This window comes from Delftia acidovorans SPH-1, assembly GCF_000018665.1.
In the GTDB taxonomy this organism is placed as follows: domain Bacteria; phylum Pseudomonadota; class Gammaproteobacteria; order Burkholderiales; family Burkholderiaceae_C; genus Comamonas; species Comamonas acidovorans.
In genome coordinates, this window is sequence record NC_010002.1 from 3,607,759 (window position 1) to 3,629,531 (window position 21,773).

The 21,773-nt window shown below is 66.7% G+C and carries 19 protein-coding genes; 8 read left to right on the forward strand and 11 right to left on the reverse strand.

Annotated elements, in window-relative coordinates:
* Window positions 1-5: 5 nt before the first annotated feature.
* The 4 genes from thiE to DACI_RS16585 all read right to left on the reverse strand — a co-directional run bounded on the left by thiE (window position 6) and on the right by DACI_RS16585 (window position 3,218).
* Window positions 6-929, reverse strand: a complete 924-nt coding sequence (thiE, locus tag DACI_RS16570; protein WP_012205128.1) for a thiamine phosphate synthase — start codon at window positions 927-929, stop codon at window positions 6-8.
* Between the two features lie 11 nt (window positions 930-940).
* On the reverse strand, window positions 941-1,750 hold the full coding sequence (locus DACI_RS16575) for a thiazole synthase (RefSeq protein WP_016446735.1): 810 nt from the start codon (window positions 1,748-1,750) through the stop codon (window positions 941-943).
* A gap of 32 nt (window positions 1,751-1,782) precedes the next feature.
* Window positions 1,783-1,980: a sulfur carrier protein ThiS gene (gene thiS / locus DACI_RS16580; RefSeq protein WP_012205130.1), complete on the reverse strand. Its 198-nt coding sequence runs from the start codon at window positions 1,978-1,980 to the stop codon at window positions 1,783-1,785.
* 119 nt (window positions 1,981-2,099) lie between these two features.
* Entirely contained in the window at window positions 2,100-3,218 is a 1,119-nt protein-coding gene (locus DACI_RS16585; RefSeq protein WP_080518239.1) for an FAD-dependent oxidoreductase, read from the reverse strand.
* Between the two features lie 354 nt (window positions 3,219-3,572).
* Between DACI_RS16585 and thiD the strand changes: the two genes are divergently transcribed.
* Window positions 3,573-4,454, forward strand: coding sequence for a bifunctional hydroxymethylpyrimidine kinase/phosphomethylpyrimidine kinase (gene thiD / locus DACI_RS16590; RefSeq protein ID WP_012205132.1), 882 nt, complete (start codon window positions 3,573-3,575; stop codon window positions 4,452-4,454).
* A gap of 21 nt (window positions 4,455-4,475) precedes the next feature.
* Here the strand turns inward: thiD and DACI_RS16595 are convergent, their stop codons facing one another.
* Window positions 4,476-4,952 (reverse strand): SH3 domain-containing protein, encoded by a 477-nt coding sequence (locus DACI_RS16595; RefSeq protein WP_012205133.1) that lies wholly within the window; start codon window positions 4,950-4,952, stop codon window positions 4,476-4,478.
* A gap of 201 nt (window positions 4,953-5,153) precedes the next feature.
* Between DACI_RS16595 and DACI_RS16600 the strand changes: the two genes are divergently transcribed.
* Window positions 5,154-5,918 carry an ankyrin repeat domain-containing protein gene (locus DACI_RS16600; protein WP_012205134.1) on the forward strand — a complete coding sequence of 255 codons (765 nt, stop codon included), beginning with the start codon at window positions 5,154-5,156 and terminating at the stop codon, window positions 5,916-5,918.
* A 114-nt stretch (window positions 5,919-6,032) separates the two neighbouring features.
* A complete protein-coding gene (locus tag DACI_RS16605) occupies window positions 6,033-8,234 on the forward strand; it encodes a TonB-dependent receptor (protein ID WP_012205135.1) in 2,202 nt (733 codons plus the stop codon).
* A gap of 178 nt (window positions 8,235-8,412) precedes the next feature.
* Here the strand turns inward: DACI_RS16605 and DACI_RS16610 are convergent, their stop codons facing one another.
* The 6 genes from DACI_RS16610 to DACI_RS16635 all read right to left on the reverse strand — a co-directional run bounded on the left by DACI_RS16610 (window position 8,413) and on the right by DACI_RS16635 (window position 13,312).
* Window positions 8,413-9,198 (reverse strand): foldase protein PrsA, encoded by a 786-nt coding sequence (locus DACI_RS16610; RefSeq protein WP_012205136.1) that lies wholly within the window; start codon window positions 9,196-9,198, stop codon window positions 8,413-8,415.
* Between the two features lie 81 nt (window positions 9,199-9,279).
* Window positions 9,280-9,561 (reverse strand): BolA family protein, encoded by a 282-nt coding sequence (locus DACI_RS16615; protein WP_012205137.1) that lies wholly within the window; start codon window positions 9,559-9,561, stop codon window positions 9,280-9,282.
* Window positions 9,558-10,157: a septation protein A gene (locus tag DACI_RS16620; protein ID WP_012205138.1), complete on the reverse strand. Its 600-nt coding sequence runs from the start codon at window positions 10,155-10,157 to the stop codon at window positions 9,558-9,560. Before DACI_RS16620 ends, DACI_RS16615 begins: the two co-directional genes overlap by 4 nt.
* Window positions 10,158-10,283: 126 nt before the next feature.
* Window positions 10,284-10,697, reverse strand: a complete 414-nt coding sequence (gene msrB, locus DACI_RS16625) for a peptide-methionine (R)-S-oxide reductase MsrB (RefSeq protein ID WP_012205139.1) — start codon at window positions 10,695-10,697, stop codon at window positions 10,284-10,286.
* Window positions 10,694-12,226 (reverse strand): protein adenylyltransferase SelO, encoded by a 1,533-nt coding sequence (locus DACI_RS16630; RefSeq protein WP_012205140.1) that lies wholly within the window; start codon window positions 12,224-12,226, stop codon window positions 10,694-10,696. Before DACI_RS16630 ends, msrB begins: the two co-directional genes overlap by 4 nt.
* Before the next feature lie 69 nt (window positions 12,227-12,295).
* On the reverse strand, window positions 12,296-13,312 hold the full coding sequence (locus DACI_RS16635) for an AraC family transcriptional regulator (RefSeq protein WP_012205141.1): 1,017 nt from the start codon (window positions 13,310-13,312) through the stop codon (window positions 12,296-12,298).
* A 190-nt stretch (window positions 13,313-13,502) separates the two neighbouring features.
* Between DACI_RS16635 and DACI_RS16640 the strand changes: the two genes are divergently transcribed.
* From DACI_RS16640 to DACI_RS16660, 5 genes are all read left to right on the forward strand, one after another.
* The gene (locus DACI_RS16640) at window positions 13,503-15,215 is read left to right on the forward strand and encodes a carboxylesterase/lipase family protein (RefSeq protein ID WP_012205142.1); all 1,713 of its coding nucleotides are present in this window, start codon (window positions 13,503-13,505) and stop codon (window positions 15,213-15,215) included.
* Window positions 15,216-15,293: 78 nt separating this feature from the next.
* A complete protein-coding gene (locus DACI_RS16645; RefSeq protein ID WP_012205143.1) occupies window positions 15,294-17,129 on the forward strand; it encodes a CocE/NonD family hydrolase in 1,836 nt (611 codons plus the stop codon).
* 111 nt (window positions 17,130-17,240) lie between these two features.
* Window positions 17,241-18,878: a 3-(methylthio)propionyl-CoA ligase gene (locus DACI_RS16650; protein WP_012205144.1), complete on the forward strand. Its 1,638-nt coding sequence runs from the start codon at window positions 17,241-17,243 to the stop codon at window positions 18,876-18,878.
* A gap of 169 nt (window positions 18,879-19,047) precedes the next feature.
* Entirely contained in the window at window positions 19,048-20,283 is a 1,236-nt protein-coding gene (locus DACI_RS16655) for a branched-chain amino acid ABC transporter substrate-binding protein (RefSeq protein WP_012205145.1), read from the forward strand.
* Window positions 20,284-20,524: 241 nt separating this feature from the next.
* Entirely contained in the window at window positions 20,525-21,760 is a 1,236-nt protein-coding gene (locus DACI_RS16660) for a branched-chain amino acid ABC transporter substrate-binding protein (protein WP_012205146.1), read from the forward strand.
* The last annotated feature ends 13 nt before the right edge of the window (window positions 21,761-21,773 follow it).

Sequence of the window (21,773 nt, forward strand, 5' to 3'; positions counted from 1 at the left end):
GGAACTCAGCCTGCAGCGTGCATGCGCGCGAGCAACTGCTGCGCCGCCGCTTCAGGATCCTCGGCATTGACCAGCGCCCGCACCACGGCCACCGAGCCCACGCCCGTGGCGCGCACGGCCGGGAACTGGTCGGCCGAGATTCCGCCGATGGCCACCAGCGGATAGCGCTGCATCAGCCGCACATAGGCGCCCAGGCGCGCCAGGCCCTGCGGAGCCGTGGCCATCTTCTTGAGCGTGGTGGGGAAGACGGCGCCCAGCGCGATGTAGCTGGGCTGCACGGCATGGGCACGCACCATTTCGGCATAGCCATGCGTGCTCACGCCCAGGCGCAGGCCCGAGGCGTGGATGGCCTGCAGGTCGGCGCCGGCCAGCGCGTCCAGGTCTTCCTGGCCCACGTGCACGCCATAGGCGCCGGCATCGATGGCCTCGCGCCAGTGGTCGTTGATGAAGAGCAGTGCGCCCGTGCCTTCCACGGCAGCCACGGCGGAGCGCACTTCGCGGGCGATGGCGTCGCGGTCCTCGGACTTGAAGCGCAATTGCACGGTGGGCACACCGGCGCGGGCCATGCGGCCCACCCATTGCGCATCGGGCAGCACGCCGTACAGGCCCAGGGACCTTGGGCACTCCGGGAAGGCCAGTGCGGGATCGGCCCCCTCCAGGCCGAAGTCGCGCGGATCGTCGGGCCATAGCGTGGCCTCGAAGCGGCCCCTGCGCAGCGTCTGCGCCTGCCAGGCGCAGGCCAGCGTCTGGGCGTCGATGGCGATGAAGCCCAGGGCGCTGCAGGCCTGCAGCGCCGCAAGATAGGCCGGCTCCTGGCGCTGTGCCTGCGGCACGGGCTGGGAGGGCAGGGCGGAGCCTTCAGGGGCGAAGGTGGCGCCGTGCAGGCGCACGATGGCATCTGCCCAGGATTGGATGGAGTCGTTGCTCATGGCCGGTCTCCTCAGCCGTGGTGCCAGAACGGCGTGCCCAGCACGGGCGTGCTGGGCTGGGCGGCCGATTGCTCGGCCATGGCGCCGGCGCGGTGGGCGGCGTGGCCGGCATTCACGGCATCGGCAAAGGCACCGGCCATGGCTACCGGGTCTTCGGACAGGGCCACGGCCGTGTTCAGCAGCACGGCGTCATAGCCCCATTCCATGACCTGGCAGGCATGCGAGGGCCGACCCAGGCCCGCATCCACGATCAGCGGCACCTTCAGGCGTTCGCGCAGCGTCTGCATGGCATAGGGGTTGACGGGGCCGCGGCCCGTGCCGATGGGCGCCGCCCAGGGCATGACGGCCTGGCAGCCCACATCCACCAGGCGCTGGCACAGCACCAGGTCCTCGGTGGTGTAGGGCAGGACCTGGAAGCCGTCCTTGATGAGGATGGAGGCGGCCTCGACCAGGTTCAGCGTGTCGGGCTGCAGGGTGTAGTCGTCGCCGATCAGCTCCAGCTTGATCCAGGGGGTCTCGAAGACTTCGCGCGCCATCTGGGCCGTGGTCACGGCTTCCTGCACGGTCATGCAGCCGGCGGTGTTGGGCAGCACGGGCACGTTGAGCTTTCTGAGCAGTTCCCAGAAGCTGGCTCCGGTCTCGGCGGCATTGCTGCCCTGGCGGCGCAGCGAGGCCGTGACCATGGCCGGGCGGGCGCGCTGCACGGCAGCTTCCAGCACGGCGGGCGAGGGGTAGCGGGAGGTACCCAGCAGCAGGCGGCTGTCAAAGCGCTGGCCGTACAGGACCAGGCTGTCGTCGGAGGAAGAGGCGGAAGTCGTCATGGCGTGAGGCAATGGGAGAGTCGGATGGGGCATCAGCCGCCGGTCACGGGCGAGATCACTTCGAGGCGGTCGCCGTCGTTCAGCGCCTGCTCGGCATAGCGGGCCTTGGGCACGAAGACGGTGTTGATGGCCACGGCAAAGGGCGGGCGCGGCGCAAGCTGGGCCAGCGCGTCGGCCACGGTGGCTCCGTCGCTCAGTTCGGTCGCTTGCTGGTTGATGGTGATGTTCATGGCGGCTGGGGGAAAACGAAAGGCGGGTACGGGGGCTTGTTCGATCTTAGGCAGGGCCGGGCCTGGCGACCCTGCGTGCATGTCCGGTCTGTTGTGCGTGAAAGTGCCGTGCGTGCCGTTCAGGCGGCTGCCTTGTGCTGCGATGGCGCATGCTCGACGGCAACATCGAAGCGGCGGGCCAGTTCGGAATCGCCGCTGTCGAGCAGCTCCAGCACCACGTCCAGCATGGCCGGCGCGATCATGAAGCCATGGCGGTACAGGCCGTTGACCTCCATCACGCGCGGCGCGCTCCAGCGCACGGCCGGCAGATTGTCGGGCAGGGTGGGGCGGCATTGGGTGGCGATCTCGACGATGCGGCCTTCGGCAAAACCCGGATGCACGGTGTAGGCGGCGCTCAGCAGCTCCAGCGTGGAGCGCACGCTGGCCGGCGACATGTCGTCGGACTCGATCTCGGTGGCGCCGATGACGAAGAGGTGGTCCTCCTTGGGCGCAATGTAGATCGGGTAGCGCGGATGGATCAGGCGCGTGGGCCGCTGCAGCGTGACCTCGGGCGCGTGGATGCGCACCACCTCGCCGCGCACGCCGCGCAGCGCAGGCCACTGGCCGCGTGCGCCAAGGCCCCGGCAGTCCAGCACCCAGTCGGGCTGGCCCGGCGTGCCGGGACGGAAGTCGGCCAGCTCGCGCGGCTGGTTCCAGTGCTGCTCCACGCCCAGGCGGGTCAGCGTGGCGTGGAGTGAGGCCAGCAGCTGGCGGTTGTCCAATTGGCCCTCGCCCTGCAGGTACATGGCCTGGGCAAAGCGCCGCTCAAGCGCGGGCTCGCAGTCGTGCAGGGCCTGGTCGGCCAGCGGCTGCAGCGCGGGAAGGCTGGGGTTGATGCGGCGGTTTTTCTCCAGCAGGCCGAAGAAGCGCTGGGCATCGCCCGCGTCCTGGCGGTGCCAGAGGATGAGGGTGCCGTTTTGCTGGAAGAACACGGGCGCATCGAGCTGGGCCAGCAGTTCGGGCCAGCGCGTCAGGCCGTGCTGGCCCATGCGCACCACGCCGGGCTCGGTGATGGCCGATTCGGCCAGGGGCGCGAGCATGGCGGCTGCCACGCGGGCCGCGGCGCCATCGCCTTCGGGGCCGTGGGCGTCGTATACGGCAATGCCGTGGCCGCGACGGGCCAGCGCCAATGCCAGCAGCCGGCCCATGAGGCCGCCGCCCAGAATGGCGATGCGGGAAGAAGCTTGTAGAACGGACATGTGCATCTGGTGGTCAAGTGCGCCCATGCCCGTGGGACTGCCGGCCGGCTGTCCGCGCACAGGGCATGTGCTGGACAAAACGCGGCGTACCACCCCGATTGATTGAAACTCCCCACGCCAGCATGACCTGGATCGGGTGCAGGGGCGCTGCGCGGCAAGGTGCCTGTGGTGCAGGCTTGTGCGGCAGGGGGCTGGTCGCCCCGGGGCCCCAGGGTGTTTCTCAGTCACGCATCGGTGAGGCGGGCCAGGCCCTGTTTCACCGACGGGACACCCCTGTTTCGTCCGTCAGCAGGCATTACAGCACATCCCGCAGCTGCCGGTATTGACCATGCGCATGGGTGATAATTTTCGCCCATGACTGCCGACCACTCCCCTTCGACCGCCGCATCCCCCGAACCGGCTCCCGCCGCGCGCAAGCGCTATGCCCGCGTGCTCATCATCGCGGGCTCCGACAGCGGCGGCGGCGCCGGCATACAGGCCGACCTCAAGACCTGCAGCGCCCTGGGCTGCTACGGCATGACGGCCATCACGGCCATCACCGTGCAGAACACGCTGGGCGTCAGCGGCATCCACGGCATTCCCGTGGACATACTGCGCGGCCAGATCGATGCGGTGGTCGAGGACATCGGCGCCGACGCCGTCAAGATCGGCATGCTGGCCACGCCCGAGGTGGTGCAGGTGGTGGCCGATGCCATCCGCCGACACCAGCTGCGCAACGTGGTGCTGGACCCCGTGATGGTGGCCACCAGCGGCGACCGGCTGATCGCGCCGGAAACCGCCTCCGTGCTGGTGCGCGAGCTGTTCCCCCTGGCCACCGTGGTCACGCCCAATCTGGACGAGGCAGCGCTGCTGCTGGGCCGCTCTATTGATGGCATAGACGCACTGGACGGCGCCGTGCAGGAACTGCTGGCGCTGGGCGCGCCGGCCGCCTTGCTCAAGGGCGGGCACTTGTCGGGCGATCTGGTGGTGGACCTGCTGGGCCATGGCAACGGCCAGCGGCTGCGCCTGCAGTCGCAGCGCATTGCCACGCACAACGGGCACGGCACGGGCTGCACGCTGTCTTCGGCGATTGCCTCTCACCTGGCGCTGGGCCTGCCGCTGGATGCGGCCGTGGCCCAGGCGCGCGAGTACATCCTGGGCGCGATTGCGGCCGGCGCCGATGTGTTCACGGGCGCCGGCCATGGCCCGCTGAACCACGGTTATGCGCCGCGCGCGCAGGTCGTGGTCAACGGCTGAACGTTCGGCGCAGCGCCTGGTTCACCAGCCCCAGGTCAGGCTGCGCGCCACCCAGCCCTTTTGGCCGTTGTCGCGCTGGACCTGGGCCCAGGAGCCCTGTTTCCTGAGCGTGCGCACCACTTCCATTTCAGCCAGCTTGCCCACCACGCGATGGTTCTGGCCCGGGCCAGCGCGCAGGTTGGCGGTGCGTCCGGTCACCACCATGTGCGGGGTCTTGCCGGTCAGCGGCGCATGCACCCAGCCCAGCGTGCTCTCGTTGTCCCTGACGCGCAGCCACTGGCCCTTGCGCTGCACCACCTGCAGCGGATAGCCCTTGCCCAGCTCCCACAGCGTGGCCGAGCGCGTGGTGGGCTGCTGCCGCACATTGACGCTGGTGCCCTTGACGCTGACGAACTCGCGCGCATGGGCGACGGCCGGGGCCAGGGTGGTGGTGAGGACGGCGAGGGCGGTGGCGGCTGCGGCCAGCCAGCGGGCGGCACGGCGTTGATTGCAAGGCACGGGAACGGGTCTCCTTTCGTTCGAGGTCGGCTGGCGCGCGGAGACTTTCCAGCGCGGGCCGAGCCCAGGGAAAGCGCGTGGGATCAGGCGATGCCGCTATAGTTCCTGAATGAAACTGACGGGCGGCACCCCGGGTTCGCGTGCAATCGCCCGGGCTTGCCGTACGCTTGCCGCACCACAGTGTTTTCCAGGAGGGCTTGTATGCACCATGCTGTTTCCCGATCCGGCGCGCAGGGCCGGCACGCGGCGATTCTGACGGCCTGCCTTGCGGCGGGACTGGCGGATGTCCAGGCGCAGGAGGCCCAGGCCGTTGCCGCAGCCGCCGAGGGCCGCGACGCGGCCAAGGCGCAGGAGGGTGTGGTGAACCGCCCCGAATTCGGCCCCGCGCTGCTGGCGGCCGCCCAGGCGGGCGAAGCGCTGCAGGTGCGCGACTGGCTCAAGCGCGGCGCGCCGGTGGATGTGCGTGATCCGCAGGGCAACACGCCGCTGCTGCTGGCCGTGCGTGGCAACCATGTCGAGGTCGCGCGCTCCTTGCTGGTCCACGGGGCCAATCCCAATCTCAAGAACGACCTGCAGGACAGCGCCTATCTGCTGGCCGGTGCCCTGGGCCGGCTGGAAATCCTGCGCATGACACTGTCCTATGGTGCGGACCTGCAAAGCGTCAACCGCTACGGCGGCACGGCGCTGATCCCTGCCTGCGAGCGCGGCCACGTCGATACCGTGCAGGCCTTGCTGGCTGCCGGGGTGCGGGCCGACCATGTGAACCGGCTGGGCTGGACCTGCCTGCTCGAAGCCGTTTTGCTGGGCGATGGTGGCCCGCGCTACCAGGACATCGTGCGCCAGCTGATCACGGCGAAGGCGGACCTCAGCCTGCCCGACAAGGACGGCGTCACGGCCCTGGCCCACGCCCGCCAGCGCAGCCAGCATGAGGTGGAGCGGCTGCTGCAGGAGGCGGGAGCGCGCTGATCGACGCAAGCGAAAACGCCTGAAATCGAGGTCTGAACACCAGAATCAGACGGATCTGATTGCTGGGAAAGGTCTTGTTGCAAATGATTTCCATTTTCAACAAAGGCCCTTGCCATGCGCACTTCAGATTGCCGTTCCCGACCTTTCGTCTCCGGCCCCCAGTCATGCCTTTATTCGGTCTTCGCTGCGGCGCTGGTCACACCCGCATACGCGCAGGATGTGTCCTCTGAGGATCGCCAGGTCCAGCTGGCGCCGGTCACCGTTTCGGGGCCGCGCACCACCGGCTCGCGCACCGAGGCATCCGACTCGGTCAAGTACGCCAAGCCGCTGCTGGACGTGCCCCAGACCATTACGGTGGTACCGGGGCAGGTGCTCCAGGAACAGAACGCCCTGAGCCTGCAGCAGGCGCTGTCCAATGTGTCGGGCATCACCTTCAATGCGGGCGAGGGCGGTGCGGGCTCGGGCGACAGCATCAACATCCGCGGCTTCAGCGCCAACGCCAACCTGCAGATCGACGGGCTGCGCGACAGTGGGCAGAACAACCGCAGCGACCTCTTCAACACGGAGTCTGTCGAAGTCATCAAGGGCCCGAACTCGGTCTTTGGCGGGGCAGGCACCTCGGGCGGCAGCATCAACATGATCAGCAAGCAGCCCAAGGCCCATGACTTCACCGAGGCCGACGCAGGCCTGGGCACGGCCAGCTACCGGCGCCTCACGCTCGACACCAACCGTGTGCTGGCTGGCGGCAAGGCCGCCATGCGCCTGAACCTCATGGGCCATGACAGCGACGTGGCCGGGCGCGACACCATCTTCAAGCGGCGCTGGGGTGTGGCGCCCTCGCTGGCTCTGGGATTGAATTCGCCCACGCGCGTGACTCTCAGCTTCTTCCACCAGAACGATGACAATCTTCCCGACTTCGGCGTGCCGGCCTTTCGCGGCAAGATGCTCGATGGCGTCTCGCGCAATGCCTACTTCGGATGGCGCAACCTTGACCGGGAAAAGATCAGCAAGGATGCCCTGACCGCGAAGATCGAGCATGACTTCGCCTCGGGCGCCAAGCTGCAGAACCTCTCGCGCTACTCGCGGCTGAGCCGCGATACCGTGATCTCTGCCTCGCATGTCGATCTCCGGGGCATGCAGCCTGGCTACTACCGGCCCGCAGGGCCCCAGGCCTATGGCCGCGATGCGGCCACCACCCTGTGGATCAACCAGACCAACCTGACACAGCGCTTCGACACAGGCGTGCTGGGGCATACGCTGATCACGGGCTTCGAGATCGCGCGCGAGACCTATGACCGCACCACCTCTTCCTACAACATCAACCGGCAGTTCCCGGCCGGCGGCTATCCGCTGGCCCGTCCGCCCGGATACTGGACGGGCACGACGGACTTGCAAAACAGCGGAAGGAACGAAACCAGCCTGGACACCCGCGCGCTGTATGCCACCGACTCCATTGCGCTGGGTCCGCGCTGGGATCTGAACCTGGGCCTGCGCTATGACTGGATCGACGGGCGCTCCAACGCCACAACGGCCGCTGGCGTGCGCACCGCGGTGGACAGCTCCGACGGCCGGCTCAGCGGCCGCACGGCCCTGAGCTTCAAGCCCGCCGACAATGGCCGCATCTACCTGGCCTACGGCACGGCCTTCAACCCTTCCGCCGAATTTCTGGTCTCCACGGGCTCGGGCCTGGATGCGGCCACGGCCTCGCTGGCACCCGAGAAGAACACCAGCCTGGAACTGGGAGCCAAGTGGGATGTGCTGGACCGCCAGCTGGCGCTGACCGGCGCCCTGTTCCAGGTGGACAAGACCAATGCCCGCGAGCAGATGGCCGATGGCAGCTATCTGCTGGCCGGAGAGCAGCGCGTGCGCGGGCTGGAGCTCGGTGCCGCAGGCAAGGTGACGCCGCAATGGGATGTCTTCGCCAACTACACCTTCATGGCCAGCAAGACCCTCAAGTCATTGAACGAGCCTGCGCGTGTGGGCCAGGCGCTGGGCAATACGCCGCGCCATTCGCTGAACCTGTGGACCACCTATGCATTGCCCCAAGGCTGGACGGTGGGCTATGGGGTGCGCTTCGTGGGCACGCGCAATGTCACCTCGGCAGGCGATGGGAAACTCTCTGCCTATTGGGTGCACAGCGCCATGGTCGGCTATGAACTCAACCGGCAATGGAAGCTCAGGCTCAATCTCGAAAACATCGGCAACAAGGCCTATGTGGCCGGCGTGCGCCAGCGCCTGGGCGAGCAGTCGCGTTCCTCGGCCGTTGAATACGGCGAAGGCCGCACGGCCAGGGTAACGGCAACCTATCAGTTCTGAAGTGCCGGATTGCCTGGGGCCCGACGCTCAGCGTGTCGGCCGCAGGTAACAATGCGTGCAAGCTGCCCCCAGAGGGCAGCTTTTGTTTTTGACAGGGGCGTTGGACAAAAAAAGAGCCCGCACAAGGCGGGCTGGTGATGGTCAGGCCGGCGGCAAAAACCGCCGACTCGTACGCATCTTACTGGATCTTGGCCTTTTCGCGCAGCGATTCCTGGAATTGCGCCAGCTTTTGCTGTTGCAGCTGCTGCACGATCTGGGGCTTGACTTCCTCGAACTTGGGCAGCTCGGCCTGACGTGCGTCGTCCAGGCGGATGATGTGGTAGCCGAACTGGGTCTTGACCGGCTCCTGGGTCATGCCACCCTTTTCGAGCTTGATCAGGGCTTCGGAGAACTCGGGCACGTAGTTGCCGGGGTTGGCCCAGTCGAGGTCACCGCCACGGGCGCCGGATCCGGGGTCCTTGGACTCCTTCTTGGCGATGTCTTCAAACTTCTTGCCGGCCTTGATCTCGGCAATGATGGCCTTGGCGCGGTCTTCCGACTCGACCAGGATGTGGCTGGCCTTGTATTCCTTGCCGCTGTTGGCAGCGACGGCCTTGTCGTACTCGGCCTTGGCTTCGGCGTCGGTCACGGGGTTCTTCTTCTGGAAGTCCTCGAACAGCGCGCGGATCAGGATGGTCTGGCGGGCCAGTTCCATCTGCTGCTTGTAGGCTTCGCTGTTGGCCAGGCTGCGCTTGTTGGCTTCCTGCATGAAGATCTCGCGGGCGATGACTTCTTCCTTGATCTGCCCTTCCAGCTCGGGGGTCACGGGGCGACCGCTTTGCTCGATCTGTTGCTTGAGCGCTTCGGCGCGTGCCTTGGGCACAGCCTTGCCGTTGACGACGGCGATGTTCTGGGCCGAGGCGGACAGGGCCGCGGTGCTCAGCACGGCGGCAGTCACCAGGCTGGTCAGAAGCTGTTTTTTCATGCGAATTCCAGATATGAAGGAAAAATTGATTCTATAGCGCGGATACGCAACAGGCTCCGAATCGTCGGAGCCTGTAAAAGTTCAAAGAACCTCGATGGCGATGGCGTGTGCGCCCTGGTCAATGAATTCTTGCAGCGCATCATACACAAGGCGATGGCGTGCCACGCGTGGCTTGCCTTGAAACAAAGGTGACGCAATGCGCACGCGGAAATGCGTGCCGAAGCCGGTGCCGTTGGCGCCCATGTGGCCGGCGTGCTGGTGGCTCTCGTCGATCACTTCCAGGTGATCGGGGGCGAGGCGCTCGCGCAGCACGGCCTGCATGGCTTCGGCGGTGATGGGCAGCGGATGGGCGGGGGCGCTCATGGCTGCTTGTCCTGCTGCACGCCAGGCGGGGGCAGGGCGTCGGGCGTGGCGGCTGCTGCCTCGCCCTTGTCTTCCTGCATGAAGCGGCTCATGTAGATGGCCTGGCCGATCACGAAGACCAGCATCAGCCCCATGCCGCCGAACAGCTTGAAGTTGACCCAGGTGTCGGTGTCGAAGCGGTAGGCGATGACCAGGTTGAGCGCGCCCATGACCGCGAAGAACGCCGCCCAGCTCCAGTTCAGGGTGCGCCATGCGTTGTCGGGCAGTTGCAGCTGCGCGCCCATGACCGAGCGCAGCAGGTTCTTGCGGAACACCAGCTGGCCTATCAACAGGGCGCTGCCCATGAGCCAGTACAGCACGCTGGGCTTCCACTTGATGAAGGTGTCGTTGTGGGCCAGCAAGGTGGCGCCGCCGAACAGCACGATCACGCCCAGGCTCACCCATTGCATGGGCTCGACCTTGCCGTGGCGCACGCGCAGATAGGCGATCTGGGCAATGGTGGCGACGATGGCCACGGCCGTTGCCGTGTAGATGCCCCAGACCTTGAAGGCGACGAAGAACAGGATGATGGGGAAAAAGTCGATCAGTAACTTCATTGGAAGGTTTCGATGGGCTTGGAGTCAGGCATGGGGCCTGAGCTTGGCAGGCGCATTGTGGCGCAGCCGGCGCGGCCCGGCATCGGTGCAGGGCCGCGTGGCCTGGGGTTTTTGCGTGCCTGGAGCCTAGGCCTTGGGCGGCTCGAATTCCAGCGATGCGGAATTCATGCAGTAGCGCAGTCCTGTGTCGGAGGGGCCGTCGGGGAATACATGCCCCAGGTGGGCGCCGCACTGGCTGCAGACGGTTTCGGTGCGCACCATGCCGTGGCTGCGGTCCACGATTTCGGTGATGGCGCCGGGGATGGCGCGGTCGAAGCTGGGCCAGCCGCAGCCGGCATCGAACTTGGTGTCGGAGTCGAACAGCTTGCTGCCGCAGCAGATGCAGTGGTAGCTGCCATCGGCCCAGAACTGTTCATAGCGGCCGGTGAACGGACGCTCGGTGGCTGCATGGCGTGTCACCTGGAAGGCGGCAGGTTCGGCGCCCTTGGCCTGCAGCTCGGCCTGCCATTCCTGTTCGGTCTTGTGGATGGGAAAGCTCATGATGAACAGCTGATCTCGATGGAGGAAGCCCAATCGGGCGGGAAGCCTGCCCATTCGGCATGCTCGGCGTGGGGGGCGAACGGAGTCTGCAGCACGGCCAGCAATTGGCGCACGGGAGCGAAGTCACCGGCCTTTGCGGCGCGGATGGCCATCTCGCCCAGGTGGTTGCGCAGCACGAAGCGCGGATTCGATTCTTGCATCAAAGCGGCGGCCGCCGCGGCATCCGTGCCTGCCAGGTGCCGCGCGTACAGGGCTGCCCAGCGGTCGAAGGCCTCGCGGTCAAGCACCAGGTCGCGCACGGGCTCGAGGTCCGTGCCGGCACCGGCACCTGCAGCCACCGCATCGGTCAGGCGGCTGAAGAAGATGGTGTAGTCCACCGCGTTGTCGGCCATGAGCTGCAGCAGCGGGTTCACCAGGGCGGCAAAGCGCCCCTCAGCGGGCGGCGTGCCTGGCGCATCTTCGGGCAGGCCCAGCTTGCGCAGCATGAGGGCGCCATAGGCCTGCGGAAACACCTGCTTGTACGACTCCAGCGCTGCAATAGTCAGTTCCTCTTCGCCGATCAGCGGCAGCAGGGCCTGGCCCAGGCAGTACAGGTTCCAGTAGGCCACCTGGGGCTGGCGGTTGAAGGCGTAGCGGCCCTGGGTGTCACTGTGGTTGCAGATGTGGCCGGGGTTGAAGGCATCAAGGAACTGGAAGGGACCGTAGTCGATGGTCAGTCCCAGGATGCTCATGTTGTCGGTGTTCATCACGCCATGGCAAAAGCCCACGGCCTGCCAGTGCGCCAGCAGCCGCGCCGTGCGCTCGCTCACGGCCTGCAGGAAGTTGGCGTAGGCGTTGCCGGCCAGTGCCTCGGCCGTGCGGCATTCGGGGTAGTAGTGGTCGATCACGTAGTCGGCCAGTTGGCGCAAAGGCGCTATCTGGTCGCGCGCCGCAAAGTGCTCGAAGTGGCCGAAGCGTATGAAGCTGGGCGCCACGCGTGCCACCACGGCGGCGGTCTCGATCTCTTCGCGGCGAATGGGGGCGGGCGATCCGGTGAGGCTCAGCGCGCGCGTGGTGGGAATGCCCAGGGCGTGCATGGCCTCGCTGCACAGGAACTCGCGGATGGAAGAGCGCAGCACGGCGCGCCCGTCGCCCATGCGCGAGTAGGGCGTGCGGCCCGCGCCCTTGAGCTGAATCTCGTGGCCCGAGGCCGTTTCGCCCAGCAAGATGGCACGGCCGTCGCCAAGCTGGCCGGCCCAGACGCCGAACTGGTGGCCGCTGTAGACGCTGGCCAGCGGATGGCTGCCGGGCAGCACGGCATTGCCGGTGAGCGCCTGCAGGGCCTCATCGGAGGCCAGCCACTGCGGGTCCAGGCCCAGCAGCTCGGCTGTGCCGGTGCTGGTGGCAATCCAGTGCGGTTCGGGCAGCGGCGTGGGGCGCAGATGGGTGAAGAAGTCCGGGCCCAGGGCGGCGAAGCCGTCTTGCCAGGAGATGGGAGGGCGTGGGGAGGTCGCCGGAGCCTGGCCTTCGGCGGCAGCATGCAGGTTCATGTGGGAATTGTCCCCCAGCGCCTATGCCCCGTGGGGCGCAAGGTTCATGCGCGCATTCACCGCATGCATTCACGCACGCAGTTGCTGCCGGTACTGGCCAGGTGGCATGCCGAACCAGCGGCGGCAGGCGCGAAAGAGGTTGCTCTGGTCCACAAAGCCCAGCAGGTCGGCCACCTCGGCCAGGCTGCGGCGCGGCTCGCCCAGGTACTGCAGGGCCAGCTCGCGCCGGGTTTCGTCCAGCAGTTGCTGGTAGCTGGTGTCTTCGGCCTGCAGGCGGCGCTGCAAGGTGCGGTCGGTCAGGCCCAGCAGGCTGGCCACGTCTTCGCGGCGCGGCTCACCCTGGGGCAGCAGGCGAGCAATCTCGTGGCGCACGCGCGCGCCCACGCCGGCCTGGCCCAGGTGGTCGAGTTCGGTTTCGACCAGCTTTTCGTGCAGTGCCAGCAGTTCGGGGTTGTGCGTGGGAATGGGGGCGAGCAGGTCGGCCTCGGACAGCAGGAAGCGGTTCGCGTCCTCGCCGAAGCGCGGCAGCAGGCCGAAGGCCGCGCGGTAGGCGGCCTCGTGCGAGGGGGCGGGCGCCTCGGCCATGAATTCCACGGCCAGCGGCCGGACATCGCGCCGCGTCAGCCAGTTGCACAGCACCAGCAGCGTGAGCACGGCGAACTCCACGCGCTGGCGCGGCACGGGCCGTGTGGCGCCGATGTGATGTATGGACAGCCAGTAGCCGCGCGCATCGCGCTCCAGCGTGAAGGACGTTGCGTCCGAGATCACGGCCATGTGGCGTTCCAGGTCGCGGAAGCCGGCCAGCAGGTGCGGGCCCGAAGCCAGCGAGTAGCCGACCAGATCGATGTTGCCGTGGCGCGCGGCCAGTTGCCGGTCCAGTCCCAGCGTGGGATTGGCGGACTGGGCCACGGCCAGCTCCCAGAGCCGGCTCACTCGGTCCACATCGGTACGGGCCTGCGAATGCTGCAGTGCGGCAAGGTCGATATCGGCTGCGGCGCACAGGCTTTGCGGGGCCAGCCCTTCGGTGGCCATCATGTCCAGGATGCCGCGCACCCAGGCGGCGGAGCTGCTGCGCTGCGTTGTCATGACCGGGTTTTCCTGGGCCATTCGGGGCGCTGTTTGCGTTCTGAAGTCACTGTTTTGGCGTGGTTGCGATAGCGGCGTTTTGCCGCGCTGTTCCTAGAATTTTTGCAGCGCGGCGAACGACTGCGCAGTGTGACCCATGGGCCCGGCGCGGCCCATACGGGAAACCCCAAAAACCATTCAGGAGACAAGCATGCGCACAGGACAGCGGTGGATGGCTGGCGGCATACGCCTGGCCGTGGCTTCAATGGCTTTGTGGCTCGCGGCCTGCGGCGGCTCGGGCGGCGGAGGTCCCGAACTGCGCGAGACGGCCTACGGCCCCTTGCGCGGCGTGGACGATGGCGCCGCCACGGGCACCTATTACTGGAAGGGTGTGCCCTTTGCCCAGGCGCCCGTGGGCGCGCTGCGCTGGCAGCCGCCGGCCGAGCCCAAGGCCTGGGAAGGCGTGCGCGAGGCGCGCCAGTTCGGCAATGCCTGCCTGCAGATCGGGCGCATGTACGGCCCGGGAGCCAACAACCGCTTCGACGACACCATTGCCTCCACCCTGGGCCAGCCCGTGGGCAGCGAGGACTGCCTGACGCTCAACATCTGGCGCCCGGCCAGCGGTGCCGAGAAGCTGCCGGTGCTGGTGTTCATCCACGGCGGCAGCGCCATCTCGGGCTATACGGCCGATCCGCTGTATGACGGCGCGGCCCTGGCGCGCGCCGCCAATGCCGTGGTGGTGACGGCCAACTACCGGCTGGACATCCTGGGCTACATGCACATGCCGCAGATGCAGGCCGGCGCGCCGGCCACGGGCAACTTCGCGCTGCTGGACAACCTGCAGGCGCTGCGCTTTGTGCAGCGCAATATCGCGGGCTTTGGCGGCGATCCGGGCAATGTCACGCTCATGGGCCAGTCGGCAGGTGCCACCAATGTGCTGGCGCTGCTGGCGGCCGAGTCGGCGCGCGGCCTGTTCCACAGGCTGGTGCCCATCAGCGGCGGGCTGTCGCTTCCATCCAACCTGCCGGCCGGCGTGCTGGCCACGCTCAAGCCGGCTTCGGCCTACGCCACCCAGTCCGCGCTGCTGCTGGCCCATCTGATGGTGGCCGATGGGCTGGCTGCCGATGTGGCGGCTGCGGCCACGGTGGCTGCCGGCTGGACACCGGCGCAGATTGCGGCCTACCTGCGCGGCAAGGATGCGCGCGTGCTGCTGCAGACCCTGGTGGCCAAGGGCCTGACGGGCGCGGGACCGATTCCCGACGGCCTGCTGCTGCCCACCGATCCCATGGCCGCGCTGGCTGCGGGCCAATACAACCGCGTGCCCGTGATGGCCGGCTACACGGCCGAGGAGGGCAAGCTGTTCGCGCCCCTGCTGGCGGCGCTGGGCGGCAAGCCGGGCTTCAGGATCGATGATGCGGCGCGCTTTCGCATAATGCAGTCCTTCGATGCGCAGTCGCCCAACGCGCCGGGCTTGGCCGACATCATCGATGCCGCCTACCTGCCCGTCGACACGCCGGTCACCGGCTACAACGCCCGCATGGCGCAACTGACCCATCTGTTCGCCGATCCCAGCCGCGACCAATTGCTCAATACGCTGCGCACGCGCCAGGCCGAGGTCTGGAGCTACCGCTTCGACTGGGCGCGCCAGCCTGCGCCCTGGAACACGGTCTACGGCGCGGCCCATGCCTTCGATCTGCCTTTTCTCTTCGGCAACTTCGGGCCGTCCGTGTTCTCCCGCGTGACCAACAGCACGGCCAATGCCCCGGGCCGGCTGGCGCTGTCGAACGCCATGATGGCCAGCCTCAAGGCCTTCATGCAGACGGGCAATCCGCAGAACGCGGCCCTGGGCCAGACATGGAAGCCCTGGCCGTCCAGCCTGATCTTTGATGCCGAGCCGGGCGCGACCAGCATCCGGGTGCAGTGAGCGAGTAGATGAGCGAGCAGGGGCTTGCCGCGGCAAGCCCCACGAGATAGCCAACAACAACGAAGGAGACAAGTACCCATGACAGTCAAGACCGTTTTCACACATGCCTGGCGCTGGCCGCTGGCGGGGGCCATTGCAGCCGCCGCCGTGGGCCTGGCCGCCTGCGGAGGGGGATCGTCGGGCATGCCCGCGCCCATGGGGCCGGGCCAGCAATCGGGCTATATCACCCTGCCGGACGGCAGCAAGATGCGCTACTCGCTGCTGCTGCCCGAGGGGCAGGGCCCGTTTCCGCTGCTGGTCGAGTACGACGGCTATATCTCGGGCTCGTACCCCAACATCAGCAGTCCCTGGACCAAGGAAGGCTATGCGGTCATGGGGCTGAACGTGCCGGGCACGGGCTGCTCCACGGGGGATGACAAGGTGTTTGACGCCAGCGTAGGTGCGGCTGGGGCCTTTGCCATCGAATGGGCCGGGCGGCAGGCCTGGTCCAATGGCCGCATCGGCATGATCGGCTACTCGTATTCGGGCTACAACCAGCTGTGGGTGGCGGCGCACCGGCCCAAGGGGCTGCTGGCGATCACGCCCAGCAAGAATGTGGGCGATCCCTACCGGGACGTGGGCTATCCGGGCGGCATTGCCAACATCGGTTTTCCGGCGCAGTGGTGGAACGGCTTCCCGCGCATCTGGCGCACGGCCGCCGACCTGGCGGTGAAGAACGGTGGCGACACGGAATGCGCCAAGACCGTGGCCGATAACATCGAGAAGATCAAGCGGCCCGAGCTGGACCTGATCAAGTGGCTGGACAACCCCTATGCCGATGGCCTGTACCTGGAGCGCAGCGCCATGCTGCAAAGCGGGAAGATCAATATCCCCACGCTGGGCACGCAGTCCTGGCAGGACGAGCAGATCGGCCCGCGCTCGGGCTACTACGAGGACACCATTGCGCCCGACAGGATGTGGCTGGTCAGCTCCAACGGCGACCACCATACGAACATCACCTCGGACCATATCGACCAGACCTTGAAGCGCTTCCTGGCGCGCTTCGTCAAGGGCGAGGACAACGGCTTCGACAAGGAGCCGCGCGTGCGGCTGCTGCAGGAGATGCAGACCACGGACGCCAAGGCCCTCAATGGCGGCGCCAAGCTCATGCCCACGGGCGAGGCACGGTTTGACCGGCTGCCTGTCCAGGTCAAGCCCCTGCGCCTGTGGATGCAGCCGGGCCAGGCGCTGGGCGACAGCGCACCCGCCTCAGGCACGGCTTCGTCCAGCTACCGCTATCCGGCCCTGAGTCCGCAGGTGAACAACCCGGCGGCCGAAGGCTGGCCAGCCGTGCCCGCTTCGGAAAAGGATGGCCAGCTGGTCTTCACCACGGCGGCCCTGCCGCAGGACCTGAGCTTCTATGGCGAAGGCTCGGCCGACCTGTGGCTCAGCGCCACGGCCGCCAATACCGACATCCAGGTCACCGTGTCCGAGGTGCGGCCGGACGGGCAGGAGATGTTCGTGCAGCGTGGCTGGCTGCGTGCGTCCAAGCGTGCGCTCGATGAGAGCCGCTCCACGGCGCTGCGTCCCTGGGGGGCCTACACACGGGACAAGGATGTGCCACTGGTTGCCGGCCAGCCCCAGTTGATGCGGGTGGAAATACAGAAATTCGCGCATGTGTTCCGCGCCGGTTCAAGCATTCGCGTGACAGTGGATTCGCCATCGCAGACCGGATACTGGATCTTCGGCAACGACAAGACGCCGTCCACGAACACGCTGTGGCATGACGCGGCGCATGCCTCCAGCATCGTCCTAGGGTATATCCCATACGAGCATGCGAAGACGCTGCCGAGTTGCGACAAGACAATGCGTCAACCATGCCGGAAAAACGATACGCCTGTCCCTGCCGGGATCGGACCCAGGGCGCCGGCCTGAGCCACCCTCCATGCGGGCAGCGGCATCGCGCACCAGGGCCTTGGCCTTGCGCGAATCCGCAGTCCGCAGTTCACGACGTTCACGAAGTTCAATCACCTTAGGAGCCTATAGATGCTGGGTCTGATGCAAAGCCAACCACTGTTGATCTCGTCGCTGATCGACTTCGCCGACCGCCACCATGGCGATGCGGAGATCGTCTCGCGCAGGGTGGAGGGCGATATCCATCGCTATACGTACCGCGACCTGGCACGGCGCTCGCGCCAGCTGGCGAACACGCTGGACGGCCTGGGCTTGCAGCCCGGCGACCGCGTGGCCTCGCTGGCCTGGAACGGCTACCGCCACATGGAGATGTACTTCGGCGTCAGCGGCTCGGGCCGCGTGCTGCACACGGTCAACCCGCGCCTGCACCCCGACCAGGTGGCGTGGATCATCAACCACGCGGAAGACCGCGTCATGTGCTTTGACCTGACCTTCCTTCCCATCATCCAGGCCGTGCATGCCAAGTGCCCCACGGTGCGCCAGTGGGTGGCGCTGTGCGATGCGGATCGCCTGCCCGCCGACAGCGGCATTCCGGGCCTGGTCAGCTACGAGGCCTGGATTGCCGGCCAGCCCGACCAGTACCAGTGGCCCGAATTCGACGAGAACACGGCCTCCAGCATGTGCTACACCAGCGGCACCACGGGCAACCCGAAGGCCGTGCTGTACAGCCACCGTTCCACCACGCTGCACGCCTACGCGGCCGCGCTGCCCGATGTGATGTGCATATCGGCGCGCGACTCGGTGCTGCCTGTCGTGCCCATGTTCCACGTCAACGCCTGGGGCATTCCCTACTCGGCCGCGCTCACGGGCTGCAAGCTGGTGTTCCCGGGCCCGGCGCTGGACGGCAAGTCGCTGTACGAGCTGATCGAGGCCGAGGGCGTCACCTACGCGGCTGGCGTGCCCACGGTCTGGCAGATGCTGCTGGGCCACATCAGGCCGGGCGGCCTGCGGTTTTCCACGCTCAAGCGCACGGTGATCGGCGGCTCCGCCTGCCCGCCGGCCATGATCACGGCCTTCCAGGACGAGTTCGGCGTGGAGGTGCTGCATGCCTGGGGAATGACCGAGATGAGCCCGCTGGGCACGCTGTGCACGCTCAAGAACAAGCAGCTGCAGCTGCCCAAGGACGAGCAGATGAAGATCCTGCAAAAGCAGGGCCGCGCCATCTACGGCGTGGATATGCGCATCGTCGACAGCGACGGCACCGACCAGCCCTGGGACGGCAAGAGCTATGGCGACCTGCTGGTGCGCGGCCCCTGGATCGTGGACAGCTACTTCAAGGGCGAGAGCCCGCTGGTCAAGGACGCGCAGGGCCGCGGCTGGTTCCCCACGGGCGACGTGGCCACCATCGACCCGGACGGCTTCATGCAGATCACCGACCGCAGCAAGGACGTGATCAAGTCCGGCGGCGAGTGGATCAGCTCCATCGACATCGAGAACATCGCCATGGCCCATCCGGCCGTGGCCATGGCCGCCTGCATCGGCATGCCGCATCCCAAGTGGGACGAGCGCCCCATCGTCGCCGTGGCGAAGAAGCCCGGCGCCGAGGTCACGCGCGAGGAACTGCTCAAGTTCTACGAGGGCAAGACCGCCAAGTGGCAGATCCCCGACGACGTGGTCTTCGTCGATGCCATCCCGCTGGGCGCCACCGGAAAAATGCTCAAGACCCGGCTGCGCGAGCAGCTGGCCGGCTACCGGCTGCCGGGGCTTTGAGCCGCTGCGGGCGGCCACCGTGGCAGGGCATGCGGGGGCATGTCCTGGCCGGGGCGGCCGGTCCGAGTCTCGTCGGCGATAGCCGCTAGGGGCAATCACCGATCAGGGCAGGGCACAGGGGCCATTACCCTGGGCCTCGCCCAGAAACCACCACAAGAGGAGACGCTTCATGAAGTTTGCGATCAAGGCATTGACGGCATCCCTGGCCCTGGCTTGCGCCACGGGCGCCATGGCCCAGAAGGGCGAGACGGTGAAGGTTGCGTGGATCGACCCGCTGTCCGGCCTCATGGCCGCGCTGGGGTCCAACCAGCTCAAGAGCCTGCAGTACATCGCCGAGGAGCTCAACAAGGGCACGGCCTCGGGCGTGAAGTTCGAAATCATCGGCATCGACAACAAGCTCAGCCCGCAGGAAACCACGGCGGCCCTGCGCTCGGCCATGGACCAGGGCGTGCGCTACGTTTTCCAGGGCAATGGCTCGGGCCCGGCCCTGGCCATCATGGATGCGCTGGAAAAGCACAACGCGCGCAACAAGGGTAAGGAGGTCGTCTACCTCAACTATGCGGCCGTGGACCCGGACCTGACCAACAGCAAGTGCAGCTACTGGCATTTCCGCCTGGATGCGGACACCTCCATGAAGATGGAAGCGCTGACGACCTATATGAAGGACCTGCCCGAGGTCAAGAAGGTCTACCTGATCAACCAGAACTACTCGCACGGCCAGCAGGTCTCCAAGTACGCCAAGGAGATGCTCAAGCGCAAGCGCCCCGATGTGGAGATCGTGGGCGACGACTTCTCGCCGCTGGCCCAGGTACGCGACTTCGCACCCTACATCGCCAAGATCAAGCAGTCGGGTGCCGACTCGGTGATCACGGGCAACTGGGGCTCGGACCTGGCGCTGCTGATCAAGGCCGCCAGCGACGCGGGCCTGAACAACGTCAAGTTCTACACCTACTACGCCATCGCCACCGGCGCGCCCACGGCCATGGGCGCAGCTGCGGCCGACAAGGTCTACATGGTGGGCTACGGCCACATGAACCTGCCCGGCCCACTGGACCGCATCACCAAGGGCTACAAGGCCAAGTTCAACGACGACATGTACACGGGCTCGCTGTACTCGGGCCTGACCATGCTGGACCAGGCCTTCCTGCGCGCCAAGACCACGGACCCGGCCAAGGTGGCGGCCACCATGGAAGGCATGAAGTTCAACAGCCTCAACGGCGAAGTGGAGATGCGCAAGAGCGACCACCAGCTGCAGCAGGGCCTGTTCATCTCGCGCTGGGAAAAGGCCGGCGGCAAGTATCCGATGGATTCGGAGAACACCGGCTACACCTTCGTTCCCGTGAAGTACTACGAGCCCTATGTGGCCAGCACGCCGACTTCATGCGAGATGAAAAGGCCCTCCTGATCGCCTGACCGGCCAGTGAACTTCGCAAAGGGGCGCGAGGCGCCCCTTTTTTTGCCTGAAATCAGGCAAAACACGGTTTTCTGGCCTGATCGATGGCGATCTGTCGCCAATGTGTCCAGGGCCGCAGCCAAGTCGCATGCGCGATAGTTTCTAAGGCATTCCCCAGAGGGAAATTGTCATTCAGGCGTTAGTCTGGCGCCAATACAGATATCCGAATCAACCGGAAAAAGGAGACAGAAAAATGAAGTGGATCGTGCATTCGGTGGCCGCCTCGGCCATGCTGGCCTGTGCATCGGGCGCCTGGGCGCAAAAGGGCGAGACGGTGAAGATCGGCTGGATCGATCCGCTGTCGGGTCTGATGGCCGCCGTGGGCACGAACCAGCTCAAGACCTTCCAGCTGATGGCCGAGGAGTTCAACAGGAAAAATGCCTCGGGCGTGAAGTTCGAGATCATCCCGCTGGACAACAAGCTCAGCCCGCAGGAGACCACGGCCGTGCTGCGCTCGGCCATGGACCAGGGCGCACGCTACGTGGTGCAGGGCAACGGCTCGGGCCCGGCCCTGGCCATCATGGATGCGCTGGAAAAGCACAACGCGCGCAACAAGGGCAAGGAAGTCGTCTACCTGAACTATGCGGCCGTGGACCCGGACCTGACCAACAGCAAGTGCAGCTACTGGCACTTCCGCCTGGATGCGGACACCTCCATGAAGATGGAAGCGCTGACGACCTATATGAAGGACGTGCCCGAGGTCAAGAAGGTCTACCTGATCAACCAGAACTACTCGCACGGCCAGCAGGTCTCCAAGTACGCCAAGGAAATGCTCAAGGCCAAGCGGCCTGATGTGCAGGTGGTGGGCGACGACTTCGCGCCCCTGGCCCAGGTGCGCGACTTCGCGCCCTACATCGCCAAGATCAAGCAGTCGGGCGCCGACACGGTGATCACGGGCAACTGGGGTTCTGACCTGTCGCTGCTGCTCAAGGCGGCCAACGACGCGGGCCTGAACAACGTCAAGTTCTACACCTACTACGCCTTCGGCTCGGGCTCGCCCACGGCCATGGGCGCGGCCTCCGACGGCAAGGTCTACACCGTGGGCTATGGCCACTACAACATGGGCGGCCCCATCCAGCCGCTGATGGCCGAGTTCAAGAAGAAGATGAACGACGACCTCACGCAAAGCTCGATCTACCACGTGTTCGCGCTGCTGGATGCGGCCTTCGTCAAGACCGGCGGCACCGACCCCGTGAAGGTGGCGGCCGCGCTGGAGGGCATGAAGCTCAAGAGCTTCAACGGCGAAGTGGAGATGCGCAAGACCGACCACCAGCTGCAGCAGGGCCTGTACATCACGCGCTGGGAAAAGGCCGGCGGCAAGAACCCGTATGACGCAGAGAACACGGGCTACACCTTCGCCCCGGTGAAGTACTACGAGCCCTACGTGGCCAGCACGCCCACCTCCTGCCAGATGAAGCGCCCGTCCTGAGAGCGGCCCGCAC